The sequence below is a fragment of the Clostridioides sp. ES-S-0123-01 genome, assembly GCF_020658415.1.
In the GTDB taxonomy this organism is placed as follows: domain Bacteria; phylum Bacillota; class Clostridia; order Peptostreptococcales; family Peptostreptococcaceae; genus Clostridioides.
In genome coordinates this window covers 120,129-135,999 of the sequence record NZ_JACVWD010000001.1, presented here as the reverse complement: position 1 = coordinate 135,999, position 15,871 = coordinate 120,129, and the positions used below count along the sequence as shown (strand labels likewise).

The following is a 15,871-nucleotide window of genomic DNA, read 5'->3' as shown; positions in this document are numbered from 1 at the left end:
TCTCCTTACTTAAGTCCTCCAAATCTTCTATCTCTTTTTTGATATAAATATATAGCCTTTTGTAATTCTTCTTTGTTGAAATCAGGCCAATGTATATCAGTAAAGTAAAACTCAGAATAAGCAACTTCCCAAAGTAAAAAGTTACTCAATCTTTGTTCCCCACTTGTTCTTATGACCAAGTCTGGATCTGGTATAGACTTTGTGCTTAAATAGTTTTTTATAATATCTTCATCAATATTGTTTATATCTATTTTACCACTTTCACAATTTTTTACTATATCTATAAGAGCATTTTTTATATCTGCCCTACTTCCATAGTTCAATGCTAAATTTAAGTTAACTCCTGTATTGTCTTTTGTCATTTCCTTAGCTGAATTTAATTCTCTTATACAAGTTTTTGGTAAAGCACTTATCTCTCCTATAGCTGTTACTTTTACATTATTTTGATGCAGTTCAGCTATTTCATTTCTTAAGTATGTAGATAATAAGTTCATAAGTGTATCAACTTCAAGTTTTGGTCTTTTCCAATTTTCTGTTGAAAATGCATATAGTGTCAAGTGCTTAACACCTAAATTTGAACATTCTTTAACTATATCTCTTATAGTTTCTACTCCAGCCTTATGTCCTGCAGTTCTTGGAAGAAATCTGGATTTTGCCCATCTTCCATTCCCATCCATTATAATAGCAATATGAGTAGGTATGTTATTTAAGTCTATGTCATACATGATGTTGTTATTCATATTTTGCCTCCAATATTGTTCTGACTCCTTAAATTAAGGAGTCAGAAAAGTATGTGATTATTAGTTCTACACTATCACCTATCTCAGATATTTTTATAACTCTAGGAACTACAAGTTTATCTTTATCCTTTTTACCTTCAATAGATTTTATGGTATAAGCTACATTTTGTTCATCAAAATATTGTTTTACCTCATCTATATGAAGACCTAAAAGGTTATAATATTTTTTCAATATTATACCTCCATTATATCCTTTTCTTTTTTAGCCAATAATGTATCTATTTCTTTTATAAATTTATCAGTCATTTTTTGAACTTCATCTTGTGCTTTCTTTAATTCATCTTCTGTTATTTCTCCGCCTTTTTCCATTTTCTTAATTTTTTCATTGGCGTCTCTTCTTTCATTTCTTATTCTAACTTTAAATTCTTCTGAAGCTTTACTGGCCTTTTTAGCTAATTCTTTTCTTCTTTCCTCTGTTAAAGCTGGTACAGAAAGTCTTATAACTTCACCATCATTTGATGGATTCAATCCTAAATCTGAGTTAGCTATAGCTTTTTCTATTTCATGCATAGCAGATTTATCCCAAGGAGATATCATTAGTATTCTTGGCTCTGGTACAGATATAGCACCAATTTGATTTATTGGAGTTGGAGTTCCATAATAATCAACTCTTATTTTGTCTAACATTTGTGCATTGGCTCTTCCTGCTCTTATAGTTCCAAATTCGAACTTTAAAGCATCAATTGTCCCATTCATTTTCTCTTCTAACTGCTTATGTATTTCTAGTTTCATAATTTTACTCCTCCTTCATTCTTCATTATTTTACAGTAGTTCCTATATTTTCACCTTTTACTGCTCTTATTATATTCTCCGTTGTAAGCTCAAATACCTTTATTGGAATCTTATTATCCATACATAAAGATGTAGCTGTAGAATCCATAACTTTTAATTCTTTTTGTATAACTTCCATATAGCTTAATTCTGTAAATTTCTTAGCATCTGCATGTACTTTTGGATCCTTGTCATATACTGCATCAACATTTTTAGCTAACAAAATAACTTCTGCTTCCATTTCAGCAGCACGTAAAGCAGCAGTTGTATCTGTTGTAAAGTAAGGGTTTCCAGTTCCTGCACCAAATATAACAACTCTTTCCTTTTCTAAATGTCTAACTGCTCTTCTTCTTATATATGGTTCTGCAATTTGTCTCATATCTATAGCAGTTTGAACTCTTGTAGCAACGTCTATATTTTCTAGTGCATCTTGTAATGCCATTGCATTCATAACTGTAGCTAACATACCTATATAGTCAGCAGTAGTTCTATCCATTCCTTCGCTAGTTCTACCTCTCCAGAAGTTTCCTCCACCTACAACTACAGCCACTTCAACACCTATTTCTTGTATTTTTTTAATAGCAATAGCAATATCATTAACTACATCATTATTTATACCAAAACCTCTTTCTCCCGCTAATGCTTCTCCACTTAATTTTAACAATACCCTTTTGTACATTGGTTTATCCATCAGAAACCTCCTATTTCAATCCTTCATATCCATTTTTTCTATTTTTTAAAAAAGAGAACACCTGCGTGTTCTCTCTTTGGTTATTACTTAAGTTGCTTAGCAACTTCTTCTGCAAAGTTTTCTTCTCTCTTTTGTATACCTTCACCAACTTCGAATCTCACAACTTTAACAACTTTTATATCAGAACCTACTGCTTTAGCAACATCAGCAACTAATTGTTTAACAGTTATATCTGGATTTTTAACGAAAGTTTGCTCTAATAAACAAACCTCTTTTAATTCTTTTTCTAATCTTCCTTTAACCATTTTTTCAACTATATTAGCTGGCTTTCCTTCATTTAATGCTTGTTGAGTTAATACTTCTGTTTCATGTGCTATGTATTCAGCATCTACTTCATCTCTTGAAACGTATTTAGGATTCATAGCAGCAACTTGCATAGCTACATCTTTACCTAATTCTAAAACTTTAGCATCTCTAGCTTCTGTTTCCATTTCAACAAGAACACCTATTTTTCCACCACCGTGGATATATCCAGCAACTTGTCCATTAGTTACAACTTTAGCAAATCTTCTAAAGTCTAATTTTTCACCTATTTTTGCAACTCTATTATTTAAAACTTCTTGTAAAGTTATTCCTTCTCTATGAGTTTCACCTAATAAAGAAGCGATATCTTCTTTATCAGTAGCTAATGCCATACAAGCAGCATCTTTAACGAACACTTTGAAGTCTTCATTTTTAGCAACGAAATCTGTTTCTGAGTTAACTTCTACCATAGAAGCAACTGTATTATCATCGTTCATTTCTATTGCAACTAGACCTTCAGCAGCAACTCTACCAGCTTTTTTAGCAGCTTTTGATAATCCTTTTTCTCTTAATAAATCTACTGCTTTTTCCATATTTCCTTCAGCTTCTTGTAAAGCTTTCTTACAGTCCATCATTCCTGCGCCTGTACTTTCTCTTAACTCTTTTACCATTTGAGCAGTTATATTAGCCATTTTTTAAGTTTCCTCCTACTTATTCTATTCCATATTATAAATGGTAAGGGCGACCCTTACCATTTAATTGTCAAATTATTATTCTTGGTCTTCAGCTACTTCTTCTTCAGCACCTTGTCTACCTTCAATTACAGCTGTTGCCATAGCACCAGTTATTAATTTTACGGCTCTTATTGCATCATCATTTCCTGGTATAGCAAAGTCTAATTGTTCTGGGTCACAGTTTGTATCAACTATACCAACTACTGGTATACCTAATCTGTGAGCTTCTTGAATAGCTATGTTTTCTTTTCTTGGGTCAACTACGAACATTGCACCTGGTAATTCAGGCATGTCTTTTATTCCACCTAAGTACTTTTCTAGTTTTTCTTTTTCAGCTCTTAATTTTATAACTTCTTTTTTAGGAAGAACGTTAAATACGCCTTCTTCTTCCATTTTTTCTAATTCTCTTAATTTATTTATTCTAGTTTTTATAGTTTTGTGGTTTGTTAACATTCCACCTAACCATCTTTCATTAACAAAGTACATTCCACATCTTTCAGCTTCATCTTTTATCGCATCTTGAGCTTGTTTCTTAGTTCCTACGAATAAAATTGGCTTTCCTGTTTCAGCTACTTCTTTAGTGAACTTGTAAGCTTCTTCAACTTTTTTAACTGTTTTTTGTAAGTCGATTATATATATTCCATTTCTTTCTGTGAATATATACTTAGCCATTTTAGGGTTCCATCTTCTTGTTTGGTGACCGAAGTGAACACCTGCTTCTAATAATTGTTTCATTGATATTACTGACATATTTACCTCCTGGTTTTATACCTCCAGCTTGATCTTCTCCCTAAAAAACCATGTAATAGGCACCTTTTAAGGATCCCAATGCTGTGTGTGATTTATTTTATTTTTTCACCTCTAGTAGTATATCATAGAGGTGAAAAAATAACAATATTTTTTCCATATTTTCTATTTTTATATTTTTTTGTATATTTTATACCATTTTTTTGAATTTAATTTGCAAATTTCATTTTTAATTTTGTTTTTAGTGGTACATTATCAACACTATTATCACTGACTATATCTACACTTCCAAGTAAATCACCTGAACTAGTGTAATATTTTATAGTACCCATAGTATCACCTTTTTTAACAGGATACTCCATATTTTTAATTTTTACTTCAGATTTTATATTTTCATCATTTTTTAATATTGTATAAAGTTCATTTTTTGCTTTTAAAGTAACCTCTAGTTCTTTCATTCCTTTTATATATTTCTTACCAATAAAGCTATCTTTATCAATTACTTTTTTCATATTAAAATTCTCTTTTCCATATTTTAACATAGCCAAAGAAGAGGATATTCTTTTATCTTTATGATTAGCACCTAATACAACGCCTATTACTCTACGTTTTTTCTCATTTTTATCATTCTTATTAACAATCATAGAAAATGATAAACAATAGCCAGCATTCCCAGTGTACCCTGTTTTTATACCATCAACTTCAGGTATAATTCTCAATAATGCATTTGTATTGCTTTTTTCAAAGCTTCTATCTGAGTTCGTATAGGTTTCCATATCAGTTATAGCTGTTACTTGCTTTTCATAATGGTCAAACATGTATTTTCCAAGAATAGATATATCTCTTGCAGTAGATATATTTTCTTTTGCTGGTTTTTTGGGATTACTTAAATCATATATTGGAAGACCATTTGGATTTAAAAAATGAGTATTAGTCATTCCTATTTCTTTTGCTTTTTTGTTCATCCTATCTACAAATGCCTCTTTAGATTTGCAAATATGTTTTGCTATAGCAATTGCTGCATCATTTCCTGATACAATCATAAGACCTCTCATAAGTTCTATAAGTGGTACTTCTTCACCAACTTTTAGTTTATAGCTTGAACCTTTCACTGAAGCAATAGACTTGTCTATCTTTATTGTGTCAGTTTCTTTTACTTCTTTATTTTCAATAGCCTCTATTGCAAGTAAAAAAGTCATCATCTTACTTAAACTTGCTAAAGGTACCTTCATATCAGGCTCTTTACCATACAAGACTCTACCTGTTTCTTGGTCTATAAGTATAGATGTTTTTGAGTATTTGTCTACGGATTTTTCATCAGCATATGAATAATTTGGTATTATAAATGCTAGAATTAGAGTTAATGTTAAAATTTTTTTTATTCCGTTTTTCAATTTTTTCACCTTCTTGGATTATTAAGTATATTTATATTTAAATTTTCCCTCTTTAGTCCAATTTATATCTAGTAATTAATACCTATCCATATTTACACAGATATTATCTTATCATTCTCTTAATAATCACAGATGCCCAAATTGCTCCTATTGTAACTCCTAAAAATACTTCTATACCTGCTAAAGCTTTACCAATCAAACTTGTAGCAACCATATCTCCGTATCCTACTGTACTAAATGTAGCCATACTAAAATACCATAAATCTATATATGTTTTAAAAATCTCACTTGCTGAATAATTACCTAAGTTATTTATATTTAAAGTTATAAGTGTACTGTTTGAACTTTCTATACCTACGAATAGATATAATAAGGCAAAACTACTTATTATAGCTATAATCACAAATAATATATTCCATGGTTTTTCTCCATAACCTGTAGTATAGTGCGCTATTTGGTCAAAAAACTTTTCAACTAAATAACTGCTGAGAGTTGGATAGTCAGAACGTTTTATCATTTTGCTACTATAAATTCTTTCCTTATAATAGTAAGGACCTATCATCTCATAATCTCCAATTTTTGTAGCTTGATTTCTAGCTATTCTATAATTTATTTTTCCATGCTTGCATTCACTTTTTCCATACTCCACATTTTTAAGTATAAATTTTGTACACATACTAAAAATTATTCCATCCATTCTTGGAAAATTTTCTACTTTATTAACTACTAAATCAGGCCCTTTAAATTTTACTTTTTCAAATATCTTATCATTTATATATACCTTATTGAACTTTGTTTTATTAAAATCACAATTTTCTAAAAATACACAAGCATTAAAAGATACTTGACCCCTGAAATCTGTATAGTTAAAAATAACATTTTTTTTAAAAAGATATTTTCTAAAATTTGCTTCTTTTTTAAATATCGTTTCAGAAAAATTTAATAATTTATAGTCATAAGTTAATATTTCTTCTGCATTAAATTCATTCTCAAATATAAATCCATTAAATTCATTTATTTCTTCCTTATATATATTGTCCATCATCAGTTTTATATCTTCACTAGACTTATTCTCTTTGTGAAAAATACAATATCCAGAAGAATCTGCTTCTCTATGACATTTTTTTCTTTCATCTATTTTAGATATCCATTTGCAATTCATAAATATCCTCCAGTACAAAAAAATTATCACTATTTTGTATTAGTTTGGATATTATTTTATTTTATATACTTAAATACATACAAAATATATATTAAATTGTTTATTTTAAAATTTTCAAGTTATTTCTCCTTAGATAAACATTAAAATTTATCTATACTCAGTATCTTTGCTTGTCATCTCCATAGAGTAGTACAATTACAAAACTACTTATCTTTTCTAAGTAGTTTTGTAATCATATTTAATGCTACTAAGTCATCCATAAATCCTATTGGAAATACAAAGTCTGGAATAACATCCGTTGATATAACAAAGTAAAGCAGCATACTTCCAGTCAATAAATATTTTTTTATTCCTAATTTTCCTGTACAAAATTCAGCATACATGTCCCTCAGTCTATCTGTAAATTGTCCTTGTTTTTCTATAGAATCTATTTTTTTACTAAAACTATCAAAAAGTAATTTTTTCCCTTCATCTGTTTGAACATATAATTCACATTTACTTAACTCTTTCTCAATATTTCCGTTGAAATTTTTATCATTAATTAAATTTGCAAATCCAAGTACATCATCAAAGTTACTAAAATCGCTATCTATATTAAAAATTTGTTTATTATTACTGTTTTTAAACTCATATCCTGATGCTTTTAATAACTCTTCTAAATTTACATTTAAGTGTATTGCAATCTTTTCTAGGTGATTTATATTCGGTTTTTGTTTATTATTTGCTATGCGAGATATAGTAGATTTATCAATTCCGCTTTTTTTACTCAACGCTCCCATTGATATTGATTTTTCTTTTAATAATGCCTTCAATAGATTACCAAAACTCTCAACCTCAATATGTTGCTCCATTATTTTCACCTGCTTTATTAGGTTTGATTTTATATTATATAATATGAATTTTTTGTTTTTTAGGTGTTACAAAATGTTGAAATTCTATCAACACTCTATTGGTTTATCTGTAACAATTTATCTCTTTTTACAATACTATAACTATATAAGTATAAAATTTAAGAGAAAGGATGTTAATCTACTGTGATTGAATCAATTTTATTAGTAACTTCTCTTTGTATAGATGCCTTTGTAACAAGTTTTGGATATGGCGTAAATAAAGTTAAAGTTCCTTTATATTCAAATATGATTATTAGTGTGGTTTCTTCAGCAATTTTGGCAATATCACTTTTTGCAGGTACAATAGCTAGAGACTTCTTACCTCAAAATATAACAATGTTGATATGCTTTTTAATTTTATTTTTATTAGGAAGTTCTCGATTAGTTGAGAGTTTCTTTAAATCTTATTTCAAGAAAAAATCCATACATTCAAAAGATTATAATTTTAATATGCTAGACCTTAAGTTAAATTTTAATGTTAGTGTTGAACCTGACACTTTAGATACAAATAAATCTAAAATTCTTAAATCTGCTGAAGCATTTACACTTGCACTTGCTTTAAGCTTAGATGGATTAGCTATTGGATTTGGAAGTGGTCTTGTAGGTGTAAATTATATACAAGTTATCTTATTTTCTCTAATTTCAAATATATTAGCAGTATCATTTGGTTGTTTACTAGGAAATGTATTTGTTAAAAATATAAATCTAAATTTATCTTGGTTAAGCGGTTTGATTTTACTAATTATTGGATTTATGAAAATATGTTAACAAAAAGGCTATCTTAAAATTTTATTTTAGATAGCCTTTTTATATATATTTTAAATGATAAAAATTTCTACTTAAATTTAATTATTATATTAGATGAAAATTTACAATCAAATACATTTACTGAACTACAAACTTCTCTTATTGCATATTGAGTTTAATATATCCAAGCTGAACTCCCTTTGTGACAGCTTCTAATGAAGAAGATACATTTAGTTTATCAAAAATGTTTTGGATATGATTAGATACTGTTCGCTCACTTAAGTATAATTGAGTTGCTATATCTTTTCTCTTAACTCCATTATATAGAAATTGCAATATTAATTTTTCTCTATGTGTTAGCTCTTCAATATATTTTATTTCATTGGGAAAATAATTATATCCATTTTGAATCTGATTTAATATTTCAATAAATTTATCTGGCTCAATATTTTTATTTATAAAGCCTTTTGCACCCATTTTTTGAGCTTCATACTTATATACAGGCAAATCATAACCCGTTAACATGACTATTTTTACTTTAGGTATTATTCTTATAATGTCTTTTGCTAGAGACAACCCATCATTATCAATTTTTCCTAAATTAATATCAATAAGAATTATATCTGGTTTTTCATTTTTAATTATTGAAATTACCTGGGAAATATCTTTAATATAAATAAATTTTTCTATTTCAGTATAATCTTCTAATGCAATTTCTAAGCTTTTTGCAAATAACACATGGTCATCTATTAATAAAATATTTATAATAATTCTCTCCTTCCATAGGAATTTTTACAACAATACTAAACCCAGAAGCTGTCTTATCAATATTAAAAACACCATTTAATCTGTGTAATTGTTCTTGAATAGAAGATAGCCCATTATTTTGATATCTTATTAAATCATATTCACTTTCCACTCCCACTCCGTTATCTAATACTGAAAGAATTATATCTTTATTTTTTTGAATTAGTGAAATTTCGATTTTAGAGCAATTTGAATGTTTAAAAGCATTTGTTGCTAGCTCTTTTAATATACGGTATATAATAAAATTATATGGTTCAGCCAAAAATATATTATCTTCACATGTAAAACAAATTTCTATATTTTTAGATAAATAATTACCTCTAACCATAACAAACATATTTTCTATATTTTCTTTTAATGTAAGTGTTTTTAACAATATTGGATGATAATCCTGCATTTGATTGCGAATAGATAGATTTAATTTTTCTAATGTACTTACGATTATATATTTTACATCTGGATTTTCAGATTTTTTCATCATATTTTTAATTGACAGTAAATCTTGTAATACTTCATCATGTAGATAATTAGAAAAATCCTTTTTAAGCTCTTCCTCTTTATATATCTGCATTAGATTATTTATTAAGTTGCTTTCTTGCACACTAAATTTTTTTACTGAATTTTTATTATATATGATATCATCAATGTTTGTGTAAATTAAAATAAAGTAAAGTAGAGTAAACCAAAATATACAATGTATTATTATAAAATACGTAATTATATTAAGGTCTAATAGTTTTCCAATTCCAACGAAAAATACACTTATTAAAGAAATAAAAATCAATCTTTTCTTACCATTTAGCATAGTATTTTGTTTTATATAACCTTTATCTTTTATAGCAATATTATGGATACTAAATATGGCTAATGATATAATTAAATACATTCCTAGATTCTCAACATATTCCTGTTTTTTAGAAAAAACTATAGCATATACAAGGAATATAAACAATAAAATAGCTGAATATATAAAATTTCTTTTCTCACACTTTAAAACAAGTATCACAGTTTTTTTATATAAGACTATTAAGAATATAAAGCTTATCAAACTTATAATTATTTGTAATAAATAAAGTAGTGCAAACAGATGATTATCAATAAATTTTGAAACGACTGTCAAAGCACACATAAGTTTCAATATAAATTCTAAGCCTTTCTGGTAGTTGTATTTGTAATCTTGAAAGAAAAATACAAATAAAAATCTTACACTTTCAAAAACAATAATTGGACTTAGGAAAAAAATTAATTCAGAAGATGTTTTACTATTATCAAATAAAAATAAAAAATACCAAGAAAGCAAAACAAGCAAGTTTGTAAATTGTACGAGCACTCTATTTTGTTTCAAGTTAATTAATTCAATGTACATTATATCAACAACTATAATAGATACAAGTAAGAGATTGAAAATGGAAATACTTTTAATATTTTTATTATTAAAAAATTCATAAATTAGAAATAATATTATCAATAATTGATTTATTAATATGAAAATCTTTCTTTTATTATAACTGACTTTGAACATATTAACTCCTTTCTGATAATTAATTATATGATAACATTACATAACTTGTAAATTAATTTATATACAAGATGCTTATCTTCTATTTTCCAAATATTTTATAAAATTTTTAATGCTATTTTTTAAGCACTATTTTATAACATGAATACTTTGTTAAAATGTAATATCCTATATATACTAGTGTAAATATGACACTTGCAAATACTATTGGAATTATTATAGGTGTATTATTTCCTAATATGTTATCTATTAAAGCAGATTTGTAAGCAATTAATCCAAATATACTATGTGCCATTCCTAATACATATGGTATCGAAAAAAACACTAAAATCTGATTCTTAATTATTTTCTTTATATTTTTTTGACTATATCCTATTTTACTCAATATATTAAAACTATTTCTATCATAAATGGCATTAGAAATACTGTGAAAATACAGCATACTTCCTGTAGCAATAAAAAATATAACAGAAAGAAAGCTAATCAATAAAAAAGTTGAACTACTCTCATGCACAATTTCAAATTTTCTTTGATAAGCACTTATAAAATATGGATTATTCTTTAATAAATTTTTAAGTTTTTCATAAATTTCTTTATTATCTCTCATATCTTTTCCATCAATACTTATAATAGAATTTCTTGATAGATTATTGTATCTAGATATTTCATTATATAATTTATCCGACACTATTAATGTTCCAATACTATTTGAAAAACTAATTGGATTATCTAATGTAGTATCCTTTATAACCACATCTACCTTTTTATCTGAATATAAATCTAAGTTAAGGATTTTCCCTTTATCCACATTCTCTTCACTTGGTCTATATTTTACTAATACACTTTCATTATAATTCAGAGGTTTTAAATCAAATGTTTTCCCTTGTTGTTTAATTAATTCTATATAATCAGACTCTGATATACAGTCAAATCCAGAGATTCTTCCTTTGTCTTTGCCAATAGAATACTCAATCGGTAAATTTTTTGATGAAGAATTTACTTTTATAATATTTGTTTCTCTGTATTTAAGGTTTTCTATTAATTCATAATCTCTTACAGCATTAATAATTTTATCAACATTACTTTTTTCTTCTAACTTAAACTCAATAGCAGAAGGTACTATACGAGAAACTGCTACTACAGGATAATAAATTGATAAAACAGTTGACGCAAATATACATAATGTTCCTGCTGACAACAAAGTTAATAAAATTAATGTTTTTGCATTAGAACGTATGGAGTAAATAAACTTAGGAATTGTAATAATCTGTATTTCTCTATAAAAATGATTTTTTTTAGTTTTTAATATTCTAATAATATAAGGTAAAAATGAATTTATAAAAAAAACAGTTCCAACAACTACGCAAAGTAAGGTCAATATAGCAATTGGAGAAAAACCAATACTATACCAAACAGAATCCTTTCCTCTAGTCATATCAAAAGCTAGTACATATCCTAATACAAGCATAAAAATACCTATAAAAGCTATCAAAGGTCTTATTATAATCTGTTTTTCTTCGTTTCGTTCTATTTTGACTAAATTAAGAAGAGAATTTCTTCGAATCAATTTCCAATTTGAAAAATATAGTACAAGTAATATAACAATTAAAAATAATATACTAGAAATAACAGCATTTACATTGAAAAAAGGTATCTTTGAACTATCTACATTTAAATTTAATGAATGCACAATTACATGTATAATAAACTTATGTAATAATGAACCAGCTAAAACACCTATAATAAAAGCAATCATGCAAATAAATATATTTTCAATCATAACTAATTTTAATATACTTGATTTTCTATATCCCATCAAGGTGTATATGCCAAGCTCTCTCATTCTACGTCTTATAAAAAATCTATTTGAGTAAAGCATATAGAATAATACAAATGAAATTATAAAAATTGAAATAGTTTTTGTCATAGTTTCTACTCTTCCATCTGATGAAATTTTATTCATTATAATATCATTCACAGAAAAAGATACAAAACTAAAAAATATCATGAGTATAAAAGCTACAGAAAACAAATATAATGAATAAAACGAAAAGTTTTTCTTGAGATTCTTTTTAGCAATGTTATATATATTCATTTTTACTATCTCCTTTTAATGTATACTAATATATTTCTTCTAGTTTACTGGTCTTGCTAACTATAGCTTCAAAGAAATCTTTATGATTTTTTTCATTTTTTTGAAGTTCATCTATAATTTGACCATCCCTAAAAATCAAAATTCTACTACAAAAACTAGCTACATAAGCATCATGTGTTACCATCAATATAGTAGTTTTTAATTCTCGATTTACATCACTTAGTGTTTTTAGTAACTCATTTGCTGATACTGAGTCAAGTGCTCCAGTTGGCTCATCTGCAAGTATTATAGATGGTTTTTTTATAATAGCTCTTGCTGCAGCAACCCTTTGACATTGACCACCAGATAACTCATTTGGATACTTATACAAAGTTGAATCTATTCCAAAACGTTTTGTCAATAACTTGATAGAATCTTCGATTTCACTTGCTTGCATATGTTTTAAAGTAAGTGGTACAGCTATATTTTCAAAAACATTCAAACTATCAATCAAAAAGTATTCTTGAAATATAAATCCAATATTATCCTTTATAAAATCCGCAGTAGAGTTATTATTTAATTCTTTTAAATTTACACCATTAATTACTATCTCACCACTATTTACACTATCTATTGTAGATAATACATTTAGTAAAGTTGTTTTTCCAGAACCTGATGCTCCCATAATTCCAACAAATTCACCAGAATTTACCTCGAATGAAACATGATTCAAACTTGGTTTTTTATTTTTACTGTAAGTCTTTGTTACATCTTTTACAGATAATAGAACATCCATATTTATACCTCCTTTAATATTATTTCATCTATGTTTAAAGTATAAATTTTTACACACAAAAAAACATGAGTAAAATACGCAAAAATAATCGCATTTATTACTCATGTTTTGTAAAATAATTATTTACATTTTAAATAGTCATTTATGTTTTTTACATTTGTTTTCTATTTTCTCTAATTTCTCTTTGAATCTGTTTAAGAGCTTTTTTTGAACCTCTCTGAATGTCTTTTTCTAATTTTCTATCTTTAAAACTAGTAAACAATGAATTTAAATCATATCCTTCTGGATATAACTCTTCTGCTTTTATACTAAGTTCTAATCTTTTTATATTTACTAAAACAAAATTGTCTTTAAATAATATTTCTACATTATTAAATTTGTCTCTAGGTTTATACACAACTCCAAAGTCATTTTCATCCAATAATTTTACTTTATCACCTGTATTATACTCTGTATAATTGGAAATAAATTCAACATTATCTTTATTTTCAGTATGGGATTTTAATTTACTTCTCTTAACTAAATCTAAATTGTAGTTTCTATCAGTTATATATTCTTTAGCTCTACTTAATACCTTATTTTTTATTCCCATCTTTTTAGAAATAAAAAGAGCATTACTATCTTCAGATTTTCCTATTGTTAATTTATATAATGGTTCTAAAGTTTCTTTATCAAACATCATACCTGCATTTTCAAATTCTGGATGCAAATTAGCAAACTTTTTTATTTCGCCATAATGAGTTGATGCTATTGTTATACATCCCATACTATAAAACTCTTCTAGCAATGATATTGCTAGTCCTGCTCCTTCATTGGGTTCAGTTCCACTACCTATCTCATCAAATAGAACAAGTGTAGAATTATTTGATGAGTCCATAATTTCTGCAATATTTTTTATGTGTGATGAAAAAGTACTTAGAGCATTTTCAATACTTTGATTATCTCCTATATCTACAAACACTTTTTCAAATACACTTAGTTCGCTGTCTTCTTTAGCAGAAATATCAAAACCACATTGAACCATCAAAGTTAATAGACCAACAGTCTTAAGAGTTACAGTTTTTCCACCTGCATTAGGTCCTGTTATTACAAGACTTCTATAACTTTTACCTATTTCAAAATCTAAAGGTACCACATCTCCTGTTAAAAGTGGGTGCTTACCTTTGATTATTTTTATATATCCATTGTTGTTTATTCTTGGAGTAATACCATTTATTTTTTGACTATATTTAGCTTTTGCAAATACCATATCATATTCAGAAAGTATTTCTATATTTAACTTTATCTGAGTTATTTTATCAAATATAAGCTCTGTTAAATAAGATAATATCTTATATTCTTCAATAGTCTCGTCAGCTTTTAACATAGTCAATTCTGTACTTAAATTTGACACACTTATTGGTTCAACGAATACAGTATTTCCTTTTGATGAAGTATCTAATATAGTACCATCAACTTCATTTTTATAAGAAGATTTAATTGGTATTACATATCTATCATTTCTTTTACTTATTATAAACTCTTGTATATACTTTTTGTTTATACTTGATGTTATAAACTTATTTAATCTATCTTTTATTTTTCCTTCTGTAACTTCTATATTTCTTCTTACCTTTTTTAATTCTTTACTGGCATTAGAATCAACTTTATTTGATTTTATGCAGTAGTTTATCTCTTCCTCTATGTTTTTGCATTCTGTTATATTTAAAGCATAAGAACTTAATGTAGGCGAATAAAATTCTTTGTCTAACATAAAAGCTTTCATCTTCCTACAACCTCTTAAAAAATCCTCTATATTTACAAGTTCAATAGGTTCTATTATCATTCCTTTTTCAATTTTATCTATTGTAGAACCTGCATTAAACAACCCTTCAAGTGGTATATGATTACTATTTTCAATTATTTTTCTAGCTTCTTTATTTTCTTTTAATTTCCTTCTTACTACTTCAATATTACCACTAGGAGTTAATTTGTCTATTAAATTTCTTCCAAGTGAACTTACACAATGTATTTTTATTAATTCTTTAACCTCATTTAGTTGTAGTCTTTCAATTGTATTACTATTCATTATTTTACTTTCTCCTTTATTTATAAGTCATGAATTTTAAATAACTATTTCACTTATTTTTATAATAATTATTTGTAATCGACTTAATAAATAAGGAATTATTGTTCATTAAACTCCTTATTTATTAAGAAGTCTAACCCCGGACTCACTAATGTTAGTATTCTTTTTCATAAAACACTGCTCCTTTTCTATTTTTACTTAACTATTTTAGTCACTTTAACATTATTTCATAAATTATATCCTAGTGTCAATATAAATAAATTTATTTATCTTTTAACATAATAAAACACCTATAATACTCACTATTAAAATAAAAATAATGTTTATTCTTTCATTTATACCCAACATTTCTTACAGAATGTAATTTT

General features: G+C 26.6%; 15 protein-coding genes. 1 reads left to right on the top strand and 14 read right to left on the bottom strand.

Translation table 11 applies throughout. The features are described 5' to 3' along the window. Window positions 1-5: 5 nt before the first annotated feature. The 9 genes from IC175_RS00580 to IC175_RS00540 all read right to left on the bottom strand — a co-directional run bounded on the left by IC175_RS00580 (window position 6) and on the right by IC175_RS00540 (window position 7,453). Window positions 6-740, bottom strand: coding sequence for an isoprenyl transferase (locus tag IC175_RS00580; protein WP_227434789.1), 735 nt, complete (start codon window positions 738-740; stop codon window positions 6-8). A 28-nt stretch (window positions 741-768) separates the two neighbouring features. Further along, window positions 769-972, bottom strand: a complete 204-nt coding sequence (locus IC175_RS00575) for a hypothetical protein (RefSeq protein WP_227434790.1) — start codon at window positions 970-972, stop codon at window positions 769-771. 2 nt (window positions 973-974) lie between these two features. Continuing rightward, a complete protein-coding gene (gene frr, locus IC175_RS00570; protein ID WP_227434791.1) occupies window positions 975-1,532 on the bottom strand; it encodes a ribosome recycling factor in 558 nt (185 codons plus the stop codon). 25 nt (window positions 1,533-1,557) lie between these two features. After that, the gene (gene pyrH, locus IC175_RS00565) at window positions 1,558-2,262 is read right to left on the bottom strand and encodes a UMP kinase (RefSeq protein ID WP_003430597.1); all 705 of its coding nucleotides are present in this window, start codon (window positions 2,260-2,262) and stop codon (window positions 1,558-1,560) included. 83 nt (window positions 2,263-2,345) lie between these two features. Beyond that, window positions 2,346-3,257, bottom strand: coding sequence for a translation elongation factor Ts (gene tsf / locus IC175_RS00560; protein WP_021384993.1), 912 nt, complete (start codon window positions 3,255-3,257; stop codon window positions 2,346-2,348). Window positions 3,258-3,335: 78 nt separating this feature from the next. Then, window positions 3,336-4,049: a 30S ribosomal protein S2 gene (gene rpsB / locus IC175_RS00555; RefSeq protein ID WP_003424537.1), complete on the bottom strand. Its 714-nt coding sequence runs from the start codon at window positions 4,047-4,049 to the stop codon at window positions 3,336-3,338. A gap of 206 nt (window positions 4,050-4,255) precedes the next feature. Then, window positions 4,256-5,440: a D-alanyl-D-alanine carboxypeptidase family protein gene (locus IC175_RS00550; protein WP_227434792.1), complete on the bottom strand. Its 1,185-nt coding sequence runs from the start codon at window positions 5,438-5,440 to the stop codon at window positions 4,256-4,258. A gap of 103 nt (window positions 5,441-5,543) precedes the next feature. Further along, complete coding sequence (locus IC175_RS00545; protein WP_227434793.1) at window positions 5,544-6,602, bottom strand: potassium channel family protein; 1,059 nt, start codon at window positions 6,600-6,602, stop codon at window positions 5,544-5,546. Window positions 6,603-6,805: 203 nt separating this feature from the next. After that, window positions 6,806-7,453, bottom strand: coding sequence for a helix-turn-helix domain-containing protein (locus tag IC175_RS00540; RefSeq protein ID WP_227434794.1), 648 nt, complete (start codon window positions 7,451-7,453; stop codon window positions 6,806-6,808). Window positions 7,454-7,636: 183 nt separating this feature from the next. Here IC175_RS00540 and IC175_RS00535 point away from each other — a divergent pair, with 183 nt between their 5' ends. Further along, on the top strand, window positions 7,637-8,260 hold the full coding sequence (locus tag IC175_RS00535; protein ID WP_227434795.1) for a manganese efflux pump: 624 nt from the start codon (window positions 7,637-7,639) through the stop codon (window positions 8,258-8,260). A 138-nt stretch (window positions 8,261-8,398) separates the two neighbouring features. Here IC175_RS00535 and IC175_RS00530 read toward each other — a convergent pair whose 3' ends face one another. From IC175_RS00530 to IC175_RS00510, 5 genes are all read right to left on the bottom strand, one after another. Further along, window positions 8,399-8,977: a response regulator transcription factor gene (locus tag IC175_RS00530; protein ID WP_255606521.1), complete on the bottom strand. Its 579-nt coding sequence runs from the start codon at window positions 8,975-8,977 to the stop codon at window positions 8,399-8,401. 4 nt (window positions 8,978-8,981) lie between these two features. After that, on the bottom strand, window positions 8,982-10,568 hold the full coding sequence (locus IC175_RS00525) for an ATP-binding protein (protein ID WP_227850985.1): 1,587 nt from the start codon (window positions 10,566-10,568) through the stop codon (window positions 8,982-8,984). Between the two features lie 112 nt (window positions 10,569-10,680). Continuing rightward, window positions 10,681-12,660: an ABC transporter permease gene (locus IC175_RS00520; protein ID WP_227850984.1), complete on the bottom strand. Its 1,980-nt coding sequence runs from the start codon at window positions 12,658-12,660 to the stop codon at window positions 10,681-10,683. A 25-nt stretch (window positions 12,661-12,685) separates the two neighbouring features. Further along, the gene (locus IC175_RS00515) at window positions 12,686-13,435 is read right to left on the bottom strand and encodes an ABC transporter ATP-binding protein (protein ID WP_227434798.1); all 750 of its coding nucleotides are present in this window, start codon (window positions 13,433-13,435) and stop codon (window positions 12,686-12,688) included. A 151-nt stretch (window positions 13,436-13,586) separates the two neighbouring features. Further along, window positions 13,587-15,503 (bottom strand): endonuclease MutS2, encoded by a 1,917-nt coding sequence (locus tag IC175_RS00510; protein ID WP_227434799.1) that lies wholly within the window; start codon window positions 15,501-15,503, stop codon window positions 13,587-13,589. Window positions 15,504-15,871: the final 368 nt, after the last annotated feature.

Coding starts and splice junctions, on each gene's coding strand:
- IC175_RS00580 (WP_227434789.1), bottom strand. CDS start 740: ATGAATAACAACATCATGTATGACATAGACTTAAATAACATACCTACT.
- frr (WP_227434791.1), bottom strand. CDS start 1,532: ATGAAACTAGAAATACATAAGCAGTTAGAAGAGAAAATGAATGGGACA.
- pyrH (WP_003430597.1), bottom strand. CDS start 2,262: ATGGATAAACCAATGTACAAAAGGGTATTGTTAAAATTAAGTGGAGAA.
- tsf (WP_021384993.1), bottom strand. CDS start 3,257: ATGGCTAATATAACTGCTCAAATGGTAAAAGAGTTAAGAGAAAGTACA.
- rpsB (WP_003424537.1), bottom strand. CDS start 4,049: ATGTCAGTAATATCAATGAAACAATTATTAGAAGCAGGTGTTCACTTC.
- IC175_RS00545 (WP_227434793.1), bottom strand. CDS start 6,602: ATGAATTGCAAATGGATATCTAAAATAGATGAAAGAAAAAAATGTCAT.
- IC175_RS00540 (WP_227434794.1), bottom strand. CDS start 7,453: ATGGAGCAACATATTGAGGTTGAGAGTTTTGGTAATCTATTGAAGGCA.
- IC175_RS00525 (WP_227850985.1), bottom strand. CDS start 10,568: ATGTTCAAAGTCAGTTATAATAAAAGAAAGATTTTCATATTAATAAAT.
- IC175_RS00520 (WP_227850984.1), bottom strand. CDS start 12,660: ATGAATATATATAACATTGCTAAAAAGAATCTCAAGAAAAACTTTTCG.
- IC175_RS00515 (WP_227434798.1), bottom strand. CDS start 13,435: ATGGATGTTCTATTATCTGTAAAAGATGTAACAAAGACTTACAGTAAA.
- IC175_RS00510 (WP_227434799.1), bottom strand. CDS start 15,503: ATGAATAGTAATACAATTGAAAGACTACAACTAAATGAGGTTAAAGAA.